This is a genomic window from Bacillus sp. NPDC093026 (genome assembly GCF_044754665.1).
Taxonomy (GTDB): Bacteria; Bacillota; Bacilli; order Bacillales; family Bacillaceae; genus Bacillus; species Bacillus maqinnsis.
Genome location: NZ_JBIVPN010000001.1, coordinates 198,224 through 214,285, shown reverse-complemented (window position 1 = coordinate 214,285; position 16,062 = coordinate 198,224). Strand labels below are relative to the sequence as shown.

Annotated in this window: 16 protein-coding genes and 5 pseudogenes; 19 read left to right on the top strand and 2 right to left on the bottom strand. The window is 37.9% G+C overall.

From position 1 onward, the window contains the following. Positions 1 to 238 precede the first annotated feature (238 nt). From spoVK to glnA, 5 genes are all read left to right on the top strand, one after another. On the top strand, positions 239 to 1,195 hold the full coding sequence (gene spoVK, locus ACIQCE_RS01115; RefSeq protein WP_353856547.1) for a stage V sporulation protein K: 957 nt from the start codon (positions 239 to 241) through the stop codon (positions 1,193 to 1,195). 127 nt (positions 1,196 to 1,322) lie between these two features. Further along, positions 1,323 to 2,585, top strand: a complete 1,263-nt coding sequence (hflX, locus tag ACIQCE_RS01110) for a GTPase HflX (protein WP_400493254.1) — start codon at positions 1,323 to 1,325, stop codon at positions 2,583 to 2,585. An 18-nt stretch (positions 2,586 to 2,603) separates the two neighbouring features. Further along, a complete protein-coding gene (locus tag ACIQCE_RS01105; protein WP_400493253.1) occupies positions 2,604 to 3,884 on the top strand; it encodes a methionine gamma-lyase family protein in 1,281 nt (426 codons plus the stop codon). 90 nt (positions 3,885 to 3,974) lie between these two features. Next, positions 3,975 to 4,385, top strand: a complete 411-nt coding sequence (locus tag ACIQCE_RS01100) for a MerR family transcriptional regulator (protein ID WP_400493252.1) — start codon at positions 3,975 to 3,977, stop codon at positions 4,383 to 4,385. A gap of 60 nt (positions 4,386 to 4,445) precedes the next feature. After that, complete coding sequence (gene glnA / locus ACIQCE_RS01095; RefSeq protein WP_400493251.1) at positions 4,446 to 5,780, top strand: type I glutamate--ammonia ligase; 1,335 nt, start codon at positions 4,446 to 4,448, stop codon at positions 5,778 to 5,780. A 118-nt stretch (positions 5,781 to 5,898) separates the two neighbouring features. Here the strand turns inward: glnA and ACIQCE_RS01090 are convergent. Then, positions 5,899 to 6,198 (bottom strand): annotated as a pseudogene (locus ACIQCE_RS01090) (tyrosine-type recombinase/integrase); the annotation flags it as partial. Position 6,199: 1 nt separating this feature from the next. On the opposite strand from ACIQCE_RS01090, the pseudogene ACIQCE_RS01085 reads away from it, so the two are divergent. From ACIQCE_RS01085 to ACIQCE_RS01030, 12 genes and pseudogenes are all read left to right on the top strand, one after another. Next, positions 6,200 to 6,538, top strand: a pseudogene (locus ACIQCE_RS01085) (hypothetical protein); the annotation flags it as partial. A gap of 65 nt (positions 6,539 to 6,603) precedes the next feature. Further along, positions 6,604 to 6,849: a DUF5986 family protein gene (locus ACIQCE_RS01080; protein ID WP_400493250.1), complete on the top strand. Its 246-nt coding sequence runs from the start codon at positions 6,604 to 6,606 to the stop codon at positions 6,847 to 6,849. Positions 6,850 to 6,932: 83 nt separating this feature from the next. Beyond that, positions 6,933 to 7,397: a helix-turn-helix domain-containing protein gene (locus tag ACIQCE_RS01075; RefSeq protein WP_400493249.1), complete on the top strand. Its 465-nt coding sequence runs from the start codon at positions 6,933 to 6,935 to the stop codon at positions 7,395 to 7,397. A gap of 145 nt (positions 7,398 to 7,542) precedes the next feature. After that, a complete protein-coding gene (locus tag ACIQCE_RS01070; RefSeq protein ID WP_400493815.1) occupies positions 7,543 to 7,731 on the top strand; it encodes an ImmA/IrrE family metallo-endopeptidase in 189 nt (62 codons plus the stop codon). 130 nt (positions 7,732 to 7,861) lie between these two features. Beyond that, positions 7,862 to 8,041 carry a hypothetical protein gene (locus ACIQCE_RS01065; RefSeq protein ID WP_400493248.1) on the top strand — a complete coding sequence of 60 codons (180 nt, stop codon included), beginning with the start codon at positions 7,862 to 7,864 and terminating at the stop codon, positions 8,039 to 8,041. Between the two features lie 31 nt (positions 8,042 to 8,072). After that, entirely contained in the window at positions 8,073 to 8,378 is a 306-nt protein-coding gene (locus ACIQCE_RS01060) for an ArpU family phage packaging/lysis transcriptional regulator (protein WP_400493247.1), read from the top strand. A 641-nt stretch (positions 8,379 to 9,019) separates the two neighbouring features. Continuing rightward, positions 9,020 to 10,228: pseudogene (locus ACIQCE_RS01055) on the top strand (ribonuclease YeeF family protein); the annotation flags it as partial. A gap of 284 nt (positions 10,229 to 10,512) precedes the next feature. After that, the gene (locus ACIQCE_RS01050) at positions 10,513 to 10,953 is read left to right on the top strand and encodes a rhs-associated protein (protein WP_400493246.1); all 441 of its coding nucleotides are present in this window, start codon (positions 10,513 to 10,515) and stop codon (positions 10,951 to 10,953) included. Positions 10,954 to 11,057: 104 nt separating this feature from the next. Further along, positions 11,058 to 11,333, top strand: a complete 276-nt coding sequence (locus ACIQCE_RS01045) for a structural protein (RefSeq protein ID WP_400493245.1) — start codon at positions 11,058 to 11,060, stop codon at positions 11,331 to 11,333. Between the two features lie 250 nt (positions 11,334 to 11,583). Continuing rightward, the gene (locus ACIQCE_RS01040; RefSeq protein ID WP_400493244.1) at positions 11,584 to 12,015 is read left to right on the top strand and encodes a hypothetical protein; all 432 of its coding nucleotides are present in this window, start codon (positions 11,584 to 11,586) and stop codon (positions 12,013 to 12,015) included. 257 nt (positions 12,016 to 12,272) lie between these two features. Beyond that, positions 12,273 to 12,617: a DUF1878 domain-containing protein gene (locus ACIQCE_RS01035; RefSeq protein WP_400493243.1), complete on the top strand. Its 345-nt coding sequence runs from the start codon at positions 12,273 to 12,275 to the stop codon at positions 12,615 to 12,617. A gap of 101 nt (positions 12,618 to 12,718) precedes the next feature. Continuing rightward, a complete protein-coding gene (locus tag ACIQCE_RS01030) occupies positions 12,719 to 13,822 on the top strand; it encodes a response regulator aspartate phosphatase (protein WP_400493242.1) in 1,104 nt (367 codons plus the stop codon). 181 nt (positions 13,823 to 14,003) lie between these two features. Here the strand turns inward: ACIQCE_RS01030 and ACIQCE_RS01025 are convergent, their stop codons facing one another. Next, on the bottom strand, positions 14,004 to 14,183 hold the full coding sequence (locus ACIQCE_RS01025) for a hypothetical protein (RefSeq protein WP_400493241.1): 180 nt from the start codon (positions 14,181 to 14,183) through the stop codon (positions 14,004 to 14,006). A 79-nt stretch (positions 14,184 to 14,262) separates the two neighbouring features. On the opposite strand from ACIQCE_RS01025, the pseudogene ACIQCE_RS01020 reads away from it, so the two are divergent. Then, positions 14,263 to 14,930: pseudogene (locus tag ACIQCE_RS01020) on the top strand (SMI1/KNR4 family protein); the annotation flags it as partial. After that, a pseudogene (locus ACIQCE_RS01015) lies at positions 14,924 to 15,848 on the top strand (T7SS effector LXG polymorphic toxin); the annotation flags it as partial. The pseudogenes ACIQCE_RS01020 and ACIQCE_RS01015, both read left to right, overlap by 7 nt. Positions 15,849 to 16,062 lie beyond the last annotated feature (214 nt).

Genomic DNA, 16,062 nt, shown 5'->3' with positions numbered 1-16,062 from the left:
AAAAAGCTACATTTTTTCTAAGAAAAAGTAAATTGTTGGTTTGTCCGCACAAAATGGATGAATACAATAAAGACATCAGATCATTTCCTGGGAAACCGCAGAATTCCCTACAAAATCCGTTGTCTCGGGTCAATTTGACAACAAAGTAAGATGCATGTCATAGGGAAAAAGCGGGCGATTGTCACGATTACAGCTCCACCAGAATAGAATAAAGAGAGAAGAGCGAGAGGTGAATACATTGGAGCGAGCTGTCACATATAAAAACAACGGCCAAATCAATATTATACTTAATGGACAGAAGCAAGTATTGATTGATGCAGATTCAGAGGCAGAATACCTGGAAGCCTTACAGAAAAATGAGGCCAAACACAGCATCTTAAGAGAGATAGAGCGTGAAATGAATAGTCTTGTGGGAATGGATGAAATGAAACGCAATATAAAAGAAATTTATGCTTGGATTTTTGTGAACCAAAAAAGGCAGGAACAAGGACTGAAAGTGGGGAAACAGACGCTTCATATGATGTTTAAAGGCAACCCAGGTACAGGGAAAACGACTGTAGCCCGACTCGTCGGAAAGCTTTTCTTTGAGATGAATGTTTTATCAAAAGGTCATTTAATAGAAGCAGAACGTGGTGATCTTGTCGGAGAGTACATTGGGCATACAGCGCAGAAAACAAGGGATTTAATTAAAAAGTCACTTGGCGGTATTTTATTCATTGACGAAGCTTACTCTCTTGCGCGCGGAGGAGAGAAGGATTTTGGAAAAGAAGCCATTGACACACTGGTCAAACATATGGAAGATAAACAACATGAATTCATTTTGATCTTGGCGGGCTATTCTAAAGAAATGGATCATTTCTTATCATTAAACCCAGGACTTCAATCTAGATTTCCGATCAACATCAATTTTCCTGATTATACAGTTGATCAATTAATGGATATTGCCAAACGAATGATGGCAGACCGTGAGTATCAGTTTACACAAGAAGCAGAATGGAAATTAAGAGATTATTTAATGCAAATCAAAAGTACAACGAGCCCTGCAAAATTCAGTAATGGTCGTTTTGTACGGAATACGATAGAAAAAGCGATTCGTGCACAAGCAATGAGGCTTTTACTTGTAGATCATTATGATAAAAAAGACTTACTCACCATTAAAAGCCAAGATCTTCAAATGAAAGAGGATACGCCTTAACAATATGGCGTATCCTTTTCTTAAGCAGACATTGTAAAATAAACCTTCCGAATAAGTGGTATGCGTGGTTGCGGTTTGGTATGATGGTACTACTGAAAACTTAAGTACAGAAAGGAAACAATTTACGTTGAATGAACAAGAAAACAAAGAAAAGGCGATACTTGTCGGCTGTCAATTGCCGCATGTAACAGATGAACGCTTTCAATACTCGATGGAAGAATTAGCTTCCTTAACAAAAACAGCGGGCGGAGAAGCCGTTAGCTTCATAACGCAGAAAAGAAATAGACAAGACAGTGCAACATACATTGGAAAAGGGAAAGTAGAAGAGCTTGAAGTTCTTTGCGCAGAATTAGCATGTGATGTCATTATATTTAATGATGAGCTTTCTCCAAGCCAGTTAAAAGCTTTGGCGACTGCTTTAGACGTAAAGATTATTGACCGGACACAATTGATTTTAGATATCTTCGCCAAAAGAGCCCGTACAAGAGAGGGGAAGCTACAAATTGAGCTTGCTCAGCTTCAATATGCCTTACCACGACTAAGCGGACAAGGAATCAGCCTTTCAAGACAAGGAGGCGGTATTGGTGCAAGAGGTCCTGGTGAGACAAAGCTTGAAACAGACAGACGCCATATTCGTAGCCGAATTCATGAAATTCACGCAGGGCTGTCTGCAGTAAAAGAACACCGAACAAGATATCGTGAAAGACGCAAGAAAAATGGTGTTTTTCAAATTGCCATTGTTGGTTATACGAATGCCGGTAAATCCACTTTGTTTAACCAGTTAACAGATGCAGATAGTCATGAAGAAGATTTGCTTTTTGCAACGCTTGATCCAATGACACGTAAAATGACACTAGAATCTGGGTACAGTGTTCTTATTTCAGATACAGTTGGTTTTATTCAAGACCTTCCAACGACACTTATTGCGGCATTTCGCTCCACACTTGAGGAAGTGAAGGAAGCAGACTATTTGCTTCATGTGATCGATTCTTCTAATGAGGATTACGAAGGACACGAACGGACGGTTCATGAGCTTTTAGAGGAATTAGAAGCAGACCGTATTCCTATGCTGACCGTCTATAATAAAGAAGATCAAATCAGTCCGGATTTCATCCCTTCTTCAAAGCAGCGGCATATTTTGATAAGCGCTAGAGATGATGAAGACATCAAGCGGTTAAAGGCTACAATTATGGCAGAGCTGAAAAAAGACTTTTTAATGCCTTACCATGTGAACATTCCGGCATATGAAGGAAAGCTGATATCAGCATTAAAATCAGCAACACTTGTGGAATCGCTAGAGTTTCAAAAAGAAGCCGAACTTTACGAGGTCACCGGGTTTATCGGTGAAGACCAGACGATATTAGGTCACATTAAGAAGTATATGTTGTAGGAAAGGAATAGAATAACAATGTTTCACACATTAAAACATGGCAAAATGTTAGAAAAAGTAGCAGCAGAAACAGAACAAGAGATTTTACGCATACATCAGCAAATTGATCAAATTAGTGAACAAAACGAGTGGCGTGTACTCGAAAGTTACCGAAAGCATAAAGTTAGTGATTCACACTTTCATCCGACGACTGGATATGGCTATGATGATATGGGAAGAAACACGTTAGAAAACATTTATGCCGATGTATTTGGGGGAGAAAGCGGTCTTGTGCGTCCGCAAATTATTTCAGGCACACACGCAATTTCCATAGCGTTGTTTGGTGTATTAAGACCCGGCGATGAATTGATTTATATCACAGGAAAGCCATACGATACCCTAGAAGAAATAGTGGGTATCCGCGGAAAAGAAGGGACAGGCTCATTAAAAGACTTTCATATTGATTACAAGGTCGTTAATTTACTTCAAGATGGGTCAGTCGATTTTGAAAAAGTCAAAGAGACCATCTCTTCTAAAACAAAAGTGATTGGTATCCAACGCTCCAAAGGCTATGCTTCAAGACCGTCCTTTACTATAGAAGAAATCGAGCAAATGATTACATTCGTGAAGTCAATTAATGAAGAGATCATTGTCTTTGTAGACAACTGTTACGGTGAATTCACTGAATTACAAGAGCCTTGTCATGTTGGTGCAGATTTAATGGCTGGTTCTCTTATTAAAAATCCAGGAGGCGGTCTTGCCAAAACAGGCGGCTACATTGTTGGGAAAGAAAGATGGGTAGAAGCGTGCTCATATCGCATGACATCACCAGGCATCGGCAGTGAAGCGGGTGCATCGCTGTATGCGCTTCAAGAAATGTACCAAGGATTCTTCTTAGCGCCTCATGTCGTTGCGCAAAGTTTAAAGGGTGCAGTTTTTACAGCTCGTTTTCTTGAAAAGCTTGGATTTCAAACAAATCCAGCGTGGAATGCCAAAAGAACCGACTTAATTCAATCCGTTGAATTTGGAGATCCTAAAAAAATGATTGCTTTTTGCCAAGCGATTCAATATGCTTCCCCTGTCAACAGTCATGTGACGCCGCACGCAAGCTATATGCCGGGCTATGAAGATGATGTCATTATGGCAGCTGGTACTTTTGTGCAAGGAGCGAGTATCGAATTATCAGCTGATGGACCGATCAGACCGCCTTATACGGCATATGTTCAAGGCGGACTCACATATGCCCATGTGAAAAATGCCATTTGCAGCGCAGTAGATTCTTTAATGAATCAAGGTTTGATTGAAGTGACATCTAAATAAACATTACATGTTAATATTCCTAACATATTGTTGACACATAATATAACATGACATATAATGAATTTAAGCAAAGAGGAGGAGACAGTTGAGATGAGTGATAACATTCGCCGCTCAATGCCTTTATTCCCAATTGGGATTGTCATGCAGCTAACAGAATTGTCTGCAAGACAAATTCGCTATTATGAGGAAAATGGTTTAGTATTTCCAGCAAGAAGTGACGGGAATCGCCGATTATTTTCTTTTCATGATGTTGATAAATTACTAGAGATTAAAAACCTCATCGAACAAGGTGTAAACATGGCAGGAATTAAGAAACTGTTTGCCAAAGCTGAGGCAGAAAATCCAACGTCTGAAATACAGACAAAGGAGAAAACCCCAGCAAAGCACAACTTGACAGATGATGAACTCAGGAAGCTACTGAAAAAGGAACTCATTCAGGCTGGACGTTTCCAACAAGGAACGACCTTTAGGCAAGGGGATATGTCAAGGTTCTTCCGTTAACTGATTAGCAAAAGCATTGCTATAAACATTTTACCTTTTGTAGGGGAGGAGTTTTACGAAATGGCAAAATACACAAGAGAAGATATCATAAAATTAGTAAATGAGGAAAACGTAAAGTACATCCGTCTGCAATTTACAGACATTCTCGGAACGATTAAAAATGTTGAGATTCCTGTGAGCCAGCTTGAGAAAGCTCTCGATAACAAATGTATGTTTGATGGTTCATCTATTGAAGGATTCGTACGTATTGAAGAATCAGATATGTACCTATATCCAGATCTTAATACATTTGTTATTTTCCCTTGGACAGCAGAAAAAGGTAAAGTTGCACGCTTTATTTGTGACATTTATAAACCAGATGGTACACCGTTTGATGGTGACCCGCGCAACAACTTAAAGCGTATCTTGAAAGAAATGGAAGAGCTAGGATTTAGCGATTTCAACCTTGGACCCGAGCCAGAATTCTTCTTATTTAAACTTGATGAAAAAGGTGAACCGACCCTTGAATTAAACGATAAAGGCGGATACTTTGACCTTGCACCAACAGATCTAGGCGAAAACTGTCGCCGTGATATCGTACTTGAACTTGAAGAGATGGGCTTTGAAATTGAAGCATCTCACCATGAAGTAGCACCTGGGCAACATGAAATTGATTTCAAATATGCAGGCGCTATCCGCTCTTGTGATGACATTCAAACCTTTAAACTCGTTGTCAAAACGATTGCAAGAAAGCACGGTCTACATGCGACATTTATGCCAAAACCATTGTTTGGTGTAAACGGTTCTGGTATGCACTGTAACCTATCATTATTCAAAGATGGGAAAAATGCATTCTATGATGAAAAAGCAGATTTACAATTAAGCGAGACCGCTAGACACTTTATCGCTGGTATCGTGAAGCATGCAACAAGCTTTACAGCGGTCACAAACCCTACAGTCAACTCTTATAAGCGTCTTGTTCCAGGCTATGAAGCGCCTTGCTATGTAGCATGGAGTGCACAAAACCGCAGCCCGCTTATCCGTATTCCTGCATCACGCGGCATCAGCACACGTGTGGAAGTGCGAAGCGTTGACCCATCTGCAAACCCTTACCTTGCACTAAGCGTATTACTTGCAGCAGGTCTAGACGGAATCAAAAACAAACTAGCTGCACCTGCTCCCATCGACAGAAACATCTATGTCATGGACAAAGAAGAGCGCCTTGAAAACGGCATCGCCGATCTCCCTGCAACACTTGCAGAAGCTCTTGAGCATTTAAAATCAAACGAAGTCATGGTGAATGCACTAGGCGAGCACTTATTCGAGCACTTCATCGAAGCAAAAGAAATCGAATGGGATATGTTCCGCACCCAAGTTCACCCATGGGAACGCGATCAGTATATGTCTCAGTATTAATAGAGAAACCCCTTGGAGCCATTGGCTTCAGGGGGATTTTATTTTTGTGGGTTTTTCTAATATTTCAAAATGAAGAAGCCGCCACCCACAATTCACCCACAAAAAAATGATAAAAAAATCACTCCATTATCTTGGAGATATACTCTTCATATTTATTCATTGAATCCAGGTCAATTTTTTTGCTGATATGAGAATAAATATCAGATGTTACTCTAATGCTTTTGTGGCCCTCTTGAACATATTTCATAGATGCCCCAGATTCTAAAAGTAAGACGGTGTAGGTGTGTCGAAGGGCATGGATAGGCATTTTGGGTAGGCCTGCTTGTTTAAGTATACGTTCAAATGCATTGAATAAAGATGATTTCGGTAGGGGAGAACCATCTTTACGTGAAAATACTAAATTCAAGTCATGTAGATAAAACATTGATTACGGAACCATGGAACTCGAACAAAAAGCTGGAGAATCTTCTGTAATGGCTTATGCATGGGATCTTGAAACCAACACCCGCCAGACCAAAATATTTACGGTAAAGCATGAACGAAAAGCAAAAGGCGCCATTACGAAGCATAATGATCCAAGAGATATCTATGAACTGGTTGCAAACCAAGGTGTACGTCGAGTTCGTGCATGCATCCTGGGAGTTATACTAGGAGACATTGTTGATGCCGCAGTTGATATGTGTCAAAGAACGCTGATTGATGGATATAAAGAGTCTTTAGAAAAAGTTGAGAAAGCTTCAGAGGTTATTTACAAAAAATTGACATATTTGATATGGACAGTAAAGCGTGGAATAAAGAGGTTAATGGGGTTCTTGAAGATTTATTGAAACACATACTAGGTGAAGTAAAAAGATATGTTCTTCTTACCTTCAAAAATGAAAAGAATGAAATCGTTGATTTTTCAGCTCTAATCTTAACACCTTCATTAGGGATTGCGTATGAAGAAAGTTGGAATGAATTTATTCCTGCAGATTATGATCTTACAAATAGAGAGACAGAAGTCGCTGTTGATACTGAGGAAGAAGATATATTTAACTCTCAGAGAAAATGTAGAAAAAGATACTGGTGAAAACGACATACAACTAAGAAAAACAGAAAACGAGAAGGATTCAGATACTTAAGATTTAGACTTCTCATTAGTGGAGTGTATATATGAATAACTTAAAACAATTCAATGGAAATAAGCTTAAATCAGCGAGAGTCTATAGAGGTCTTACTATCGCTGGACTAGCCGAGAAAGCTGGTGTTTCTAAACAGGCTATATCTCAATATGAGAATAATAAAAATATGCCTAGTTTAGAAACACTCATGCATATTATTCATTGTCTAGGATTTCTAAGGGACTATTTTTATGAGCAGGATGAAAATAATATATCTATTGGTAATATTTACTTTAGATCGATGACAACGACAAATAAAAAAGAACATGCTGCTCAAATAGAAAAAACAAAAATACTTTCTTATATCTTTCGATACTTCCAGAGCTTAATCTCCCAGTCACAACAAATAATTCTGAGATTGAAGGTCTTACTCTTGAACTTAGAGATTATTGGAGTCTTGGACTTGAGCCTATACCCAATATGGTTAGGTTGCTGGAGAAGAATGGCTTTGTTGTAACATCTTTTGCTACAAATGAAGAGAAAATTGACGCTTTTAGTCAAAGTCAAAGATCTGATGGGAAATTGTATTATTTTATTGTTTTGGGGAATGAAAAAAATCAGTTAGTAGAAGGCAATTTGATGCTGCCCATGAACTTGGCCACATACTACTCCATGATTGGCAATGTGATTTAGATTTAATGTCTAGAGAAGAGTTTAAACAAATTGAACAAGAAGCTAATCAATTTGCAGCTGAATTTTTGTTGCCTAAACAGTCTTTTCTTAATGATTTAATTTACCCTAATAAATTAGATTATTATGTAGAGCTGAAAAAAAGTGGAAAGTTTCAATAGTTAAATGCTCTTTCGTACAATCAATATCAATATCTGATGAGGCAGTAACTAAAAAGGTTGGAGAAGAATAGAACCATTAGATAACATTATAAAGGTACCAAATCCAATCCTGCTTCAGAAAGCTATTGATATGATTTTAGCAAATGGTGTATTAACTGAAGATGAAATAGTAAAAGGAATATCTGAAAATCATCTAACATTGGATAGGAAAGAAATAGAGATACTTTTAGGATTAAAAGAAGGTACACTCACTCCCAGTCAACAAAGTACTCTAATTATTAGCTTAAAGCCAAGCAAAGATAGTGACTAATTTCTTTTATTTAGGGAGCGTGACCTCTTAGATGAAGCAACTAAGTATGTTTTCAGAAATTGATAAAAAACAAGTCCGCATTGCTTTGATCCAAGAGTTGAAATTGTATAAAGCCTTGAAAGTAAAAGTAGAAAACCTAAAGGAGCAAGAGGCACACGGTGCAACAGGTCTTTTTGCTTCTCTTAGAAACCAAGAAATTTTTAATGTACTAAAGGTGCGTCAGATAGAAAGAGCACTAGAGTACAGCCTAGACGAAATTGAACAAGACATTATTCGCATGAAGTACCTTACTTCACGAATCGTCAAAGAGCGCCAGTCGGCCCTGTGGCTCCCGTAGCGCCAGTCACCCCAGTAGCCCCTGTAGGACCAGTCACCCCAGTAGGCCCGGTATCTCCAGTAATGCCAGTAGCCCCGGTGGGCCCGGTATCTCCAGTAGGACCAGTAGCCCCGGTGGGTCCGATATCTCCAGTAATGCCAGTAGCCCCGGTGGGCCCGGTATCTCCAGTAGGACCAGTAACACCAGTCGGTCCGGTTGCACCAGGATCTCCGATACGACCAGTTCGTCCCAGACGCCCACGTCTTCCAGGAACGATGATGGTTTTTATACAGTAACAATATTCAAAACATTTCCCGCAGCGACAACAGTAATATTTATTTTTCATCATAACGCTTCCTTTAAAAAATGTAGTTATACATATCATATTGAGCATTCAAATATATGTAAGGGCTAAAGTGGAAGTGAATAAAATATAGTTTTTACTATGCAGTTCATCTTAATTGAGAGGTTGAAAGAGATTGAATAAATGTCGGAAATGGAGAAACAAGATCGCTGATCATCGAGCACAATAGATACTGTTTTTGTATCTTTATTCCTATTTAATGGCAAACTTCGTATTGGTAAAATTGACCTTGTCAATGAATATGAGGGAGTGACTTCTTCTGGGGAAGATACTTGATGCAAAAGCACTTACAAGTGCAATGGACGAAAGGGCAAAACACTATCGGGAACTCCGCGAACAAATGGTTGATTTAAAAAAGGCTCTACAAGGCGTGGCAAACCTTGGTGATGATTTCACTGGAAAAGGAGCCGATAACATTAAAAGTTTCTACAAAGAGCTCTCCGGAAATGTGGACATGTTTATCAGTTTCATTGATAAGCAAATAGCCTTTCATGAGGGTGTATCCGGTACGCTTGATGATACGAGCTTTGGTGGAGACACCTTTGTAGAAGAACACTTTTTAGACAATGCAGTACATATGGGCATCAAAAACGCCAAAAGCATTGTGAAGGATCAAAAAAATGCGCTCAAAACCATTTTTGAAGATATTGATGACCTTATTTCTCTAGAGGTATTTGATAGCCAAACCTTTGATGAAAAAATAGAAGATGCGGAAGACTAGCGAAAGAAAACGGTTAAAGATTTAATAGAACTTGATCAAAATTTAAAAGATGAATATTCTTTGTCAGAGACTGAGGAGAAGGCTACAATGGCATTGTATGCAGAAATGATGAATGCCACGAATGACGGGAAATCCATTTCGCCTATGAATTTTGACAAAAAAGCATTTCAAGATAGTGAAATCTATAAGGCAAAAAGCGATATTGAGAAGCAAACTGCTGAATATCTCAAAATCAAAAAAGAACAAGAAGAAGCCCGCGAGATTGCAAAGGAACAAGAAGCGCTCGCCAACCGTCCTTGGTATGAAAAAGCCCTCGATTATGGGGGAAACATTGTCAATGAGTTGACCGGAGTGAACGATGCAAAACGTGCAGCTACAGGCGTCGATCCAATTACAGGCGAAGAGCTTACCGCAGGCCAACGAGTCGCGGCAGGTGGCATGGCAGCAGCCGGCTACATTCCTATTGTCGGTTGGGCAGGGCGCATTTTCAAAGGCGGAAAGGCTGTCTATAAAACCACCCAAGCCACATCAGCCGCAGTACGAGCAGTCGACATTTACAAGACATCGCAAAAATCCTTTGACGCCTTAAAAACATCTCAAAAAGGGTTATATGGTCTCATTGCCACAAACGGCTTCAGCGAAGCAATTACAGGTAGAGACATGTTTGGGAATAAGATCTCGAAGGAACAGCAGCAAGCGAGTATGAATGCGGCGCTAGGAATGCTTTTGCCGATTGGGGCGAAAGGGATTCACGGTAAAATAGGGGTTAAGGCTACAAATAAAAACAAGTCATACGAGCAATCTAGAAATGAAGCACTGGCTTGGTTGGAGGAAAGAGGCTTTAAATCTGAAAAACAAACCTTTGGAAAGTTTGGATACACTAGAAATAAACCTATAGGTAGACAAACTGAGGACGGTAAAATAGGTTTCCGAATCGAGCATGATAGTAGGAGTGGTGCTCATATTAACGTTTGGGCTGGGAAAGAAAAGGGACCGCATTTTGAATTTGATGCATCCGAAAAAACAGTGAAAAAAATACAAAAACATTTCAGATAAAGGGGTTAATTTTATTGAATACTTATGATGAAGATCTAATAAAGGATTTGGAATTAAAAGACCTTCTTAATTGTGTCAAAGTAAATAAAGATCCAGAAATTTATTTAGATTTATTAGAACAAAAATTTGAATTTGATGGTTCGAAAATAGATTGGTTACAAACTAAAAATCATTATAGTATGAACTCAAATAATGAATCGTTACTTCCTGATGCTCTTCTATTTATAACTGAATTAAAAGAAAAATATTTAGATAATAACTTACAAGTAATTTACATAGGGGATAATCTTACAGAGTTTGGGTACCAGTTTGAATTAAAGCATATAGAAGAGTTACTAGTCTATTTTTTAGATGTCCCACAGCACCACTACTTTATATCATTAGAAGGTGATTGGTGTATGTGCATTTCTTATGAAAACTATTTGGATTTCGGTTTTAGTTTAAACAAGAAATAATTTCAAGTGTCACGTATAGTAAAAATAAAAGATTTATAGTAGGAAGTAAAAAAAACTTGATTGGCTTTGTGCCTTTCAAGGTTTTTTGAGGAAAGGACAAGGTTGTGGTTGTTGCGATTCAGAATCACAATGATTACATTTGTGGGCCAAACCTTATTCCTCAACGAAAAGTAGAAGGGAAATGGGTCACAATCAAGACGAATTCACCTAACCCGCTTAACCCAGGCGAAAAACTGTTTGATGAATTCAGTATCAAGGAGTCGCTTGGTAACAAAAAAGATACGTATCGATTCAAGATTGATGTAGAGCGATATGACAAGAATGGAAACCATGTTGAAACTGTTGGTAAGTTTTACACATCTGAATTTTACGTTAAATAAGTAGCTGCTGCCGCCTCGGGCGGCTAATATTGTAATTTCCTCAACTATTATAATTTCGTTTTTCGTTCGACAAAATTTGCGAAGGATAAAATTATTCAAATGGCACGTCGATAGGAAACTTGGAGAAGCTAAATATGTTAAAAGTTATTTAGAACGCCGATATGGTAAAATTTACAACACTACTTTCGACGACGATGTTGAGTTACAAAAAACAATTATCTTAGAGCATGATAAAGATCAGTTAAACAGGTTGTTAAAAAGAATTGATGCTTCAATAAGTATAGAGAAAGATACTCAAACTTTATTCAGTCAACCTTTTTCAATAATACTTGTTATGATGTCAGCAGGAATGGCAATGGTATCAAGCTTAATGTCATTTATGAGTAGCATCTTTGGTAAATATTTGGACAGTAAAGATGTTAAAGAGATTAATTTTGACGAGTTGTTCAATTCTCTAGCTGATTTTACTCCTGTAATTCGATATGCGTTATCAATTTCTTTTGTGCTTTTTTTGTTTTTAATTATTTTTTGGTATTTTTCTTATAAAAGACATAAGAAATTCGTTGGCAAGTTATATGTGATCTTGGTTTTATTGGAAGAGTGCATAGAGTACTATGATGAGGTGAAACAGCAAGTTAATTCTGAATTAATGAAAGAATCAAAAAATAAAATAACCACATAAGCATGTTGAGAATGATGAGAGATACATAATTAAGTTAACTGGCGGACTGTGTGGATAAATGTTTAGGCTAATTTATAATGTTCTTAAGAACAGATTAGAGATTTATGGTGAAAGATAAACAAATAACATCCACTATCGACGCAGCAGCAGGTCAACACTAAAAAAGTTTTCTTTAAGGAATACGGTGATCCCCGAGTCATGAATGCCGCTACGGGAGAATACAGCGAAGACACCCCTTCGAAGAGCATCCTTTTTTTATGTATGCATTGGATCACAATCTTGATGAAAAACAAGTGAAGATGGTTTGTAAAGTATTAAATGTATTTTCGCATAGACTAACGGATGACACTGATCAAAATTCAAATGAATATTTTCAACATGTTAGTGATGAAGATAAACAATTATATGAGAACTTTTCAATCTCGCCGGCAGACTTAATAAAAGATGAAAAACCAAGTATAAAGGAATTTGAATTACTAAAAGAAAAAATCTTTTCTGACAGCATTAATTCTAAATACCTTTTACTAAGTTTGAAGAGACAACATATTCAACCTAAAGTATGCGAATTTCTTCTTGAAGAATTAGAAGCCTCTCTTGATTAAGAGAGGATTTTTTGCGGTTTCTTTTCGGTGTGGAATATTTAAATAGATGATAATATATGTAATTATAGGGAAAATAAAGGAATGGATAGGGGGAGGTTTGTTTGGGAGAAAAAGTAGCAAGCCCATTTGTTGCTATGATGATCGGTGATTGGTACGGATATATCAAGAAACAGGACATATTAAAGGCTGAAAATAAGAGAAAAGAGATCGTAAAAGCCTTTGAAAATATGGAAGAAGATCAAAATGTCTTATTATACTTTAACTTGATTGATTCCAGATACAAAATGATGGTGCAGGAGTTTGAGGGATCAAAAGCTTTATTGAAGCAAATAGACATTGAAGAGAAGCAGAAAACGGATGACATGATTCAGTATTATTATTTCTTCTTCAATGGCATGTATGAGTTCTATAAAAATCGATTTTCAGACGCTATCAACTATTATCATATCGCAGAGACCCGCCTTAGAAATGTTCCTGACGAATTAGAACGTGCTGAATTTAACTATCACCTTGCGATTGCGTACTACAAAATCGCACAAAATCATTTCTCCATTAACCATGCCAAAAAAGCTTTAGAAAGCTTTAAATCAGCAGATTTACAAGAGAGTCGGGTAGCGATTACTCTAATGGTAATCGCATCAAATAAGATGGATTTAAACCAATTTGAACAAGCTGAATCCACCTTTAAGGATGCTATCAATTTAGCAGCAGAATCTAACATTGATTTGCCACAAGCGCTAGGGTATTTCAATCTTGGGATATGTTATGAGCGCCAAGGAAAGCTTCAGCAAGCTTTAGAATGTTTACAGAATGTCTTGTCGGTTGAGTTGAAAAAGCCACACAAAACACTGTATATGCGAACAAATTACATGTTAGCACGTGCACTCTTCCAGTTAGATAAAAAAGCTGAAGGGCTGGAGTCATACAATGAGTCACTCATGTTAGCGAATGAATTATCTGACAATGCGTATATTGCTAAGTTAAACATCATACATTCAATTTATATAACAGGTGATGAAGCTCAACTAGATGCAGCTCTAAATGTACTGAAAAATCAAAAACTTTGGAAAGATGCCGCAGAATTGTCAATTATGGCAGCAAGATTTTATAAAAAGCAGGATAATCACAAGCTGGCATCAAAATACTTTGATGAAGGTTTGGAATCACAAGCCAAAAAATTGTCATGGATGGAGGAAATTGAATGAAGCAACTGAAAGTAATAATCTTGAGCCTTACCTTATTAATGGGTATCACAACTACTGTACAGATAAATTCCTCGAATGATTTTCAAACCGCAGAAGACGGATACTTCGGTTAAGCATTAGGAGAAGTAGACTATTAATAAAAGAAAAAGCCCTTTTTGGGGCTTCTTTTTTATTTGAACCGCTATTCCTTCTTCTCCTTATCCCAAGGAAGCTCTTTTCGAGACATTAGATTATTGACGGCTTTTCTTATAGATGCTCCATCCTTACCCGTCTTCCTTTTAAGGTCATCCATTGTTGGATTCTTACGGAAGCGGCTTATATTATAAATAATTCTATAGATCTTTCTTTCGAGATCAGACATACAATCACCACCAAAAACAGTTCGTTAGAATATATGTTCGTAAGTGATTTTTTTAAAATGACACTAGGAGGAAAAAACTTTGAAATCTTTTTGGGAAATAGACGAGGAAGGTTACTATACGTTAAAAAAGATCAACGAAGCAGTAATATCTAAGGCTGAAAAGAAACTTGGAGTCACTTTACCAGATACATATAAAAAGCTCATTTTGGAACAGAATGGTGGTTATACCGTTCATAATGCTTTTCCAACGACTCACTCTAATTCATGGGCTGAGGATCACATTCAATTTAATCACCTGCTGGGAATTGCTGAAGATGAAGGGATTATGGATAGTGCCTATTTGATAAAAGAGTGGGAGCTGCCAGAAGGGCTTGTTTTGATTAACGGGGGGGGGATGGCCATACTTGGGTAGCGATGGATTATCGAAAAACGAAAGAGAATCCTGCAATTCATTATTTTGATGTTGAGATGGAAGAAGACTTTAAGTTAGCAGATTCCTTTGATGAATTCATTGAGGGGCTTTATACAGCTGAGTACGCTGTTGATGAGGAAGCAGCAAAGGCTGAATATGAGCTTTCTGAAGATCATTTAAGTAAAGAAGAACTTGAAGCCATATTTGAATTGGACGTCCTTGATGAAGATAATCTGTATAAAATTCAATATTACCCGATGGTTGATTTGAACGAAATTGAATGGTTTTTTAAAAAGATGCAATATCACATTGAAAAAACAAAAGCTGAAAAGGTGCCGACAATATTAAAAGTTTTTATCAGGAACTAGCTGGAAATGTGGACATGCTTACTAGCTTTATAGATAAACAAAAAGCCTTCCACGAAGGTGTTGCGGGTACACTTGAAGATGCCAATCTTGGCGGTGATACTTTTATTGATGAACACTTTCTAGAAAATCAGGTAGAGATGGGGTTAAAAAACGCCAAAAGTATTGTATCTGATCAAAAGAAGGCACTGGCAACCATTTTTCAGGACATAGATGATCTCATCTCTCTTGATGTGTTTGATGATTAAATCTTTGATGAAAAGATAACGGATGCCGAAGACGAACGGAAAAAGACCGTAAAAGATTTAAACGAATTAGACCAACATCTAAAAGATGAATATGCTTTGTCAGAGACTGAAGAGCAGGCTACAATGGCATTGTACGCCGAAATGATGAATGCGACAAATGACGGAAAAACCATTTCACCGATGAATTTTGATAAGAAAGCGTATCAAAATAGTGAAATCTACAAGGCAAAAAGCGATATTGAGAAGCAAACTTCTGAATATCTCAAAATCAAAAAAGAACAAGAAGAAGCCCGCAAGATTGCGAAAGAACAAGAAGCATTGGCGAACCGTCCTTGGTATGAAAAAGCACTTGATGATGGTGGTATGCTTCTGAATGAACTGACCGGAGTGAACGACGCCAAACGAGCCGCAACAGGTTTTGATCCTGTGACAGGCAAGCAGCTCACCGCAGGACAGCGAGTCGCGGCAGGCGGAATGGCAGCAGCAGGCTACATCCCAATCGTCGGCTGGGCAGGGCGCATTTTCAAAGGCGGAAAAGCGATTACAAAACCAACCAAGCACCACAGCCGCAATCAGGGCAGTTGACATTTACAAAACGTCACAAAAATCTTTTGACGTCCTAAAAACCTCGCAAAAAGGCTTTGGTTGCTTGATTATTTTCGCCAAAACGTTGTACAATCTGCTTCATCCTAGAGCTACTGTGTCTCGATCATATTATATGAAAAAGTTTAGCTCATGAAACGATTAGGATAGACGTCCCATGTTCCTTCATATAGTGTGTATATGGGACTGAATGATATTTGTATATGACTTTGAAAAAGCTGATATGGCTATTTTCTTAGCCAATTAGAAAT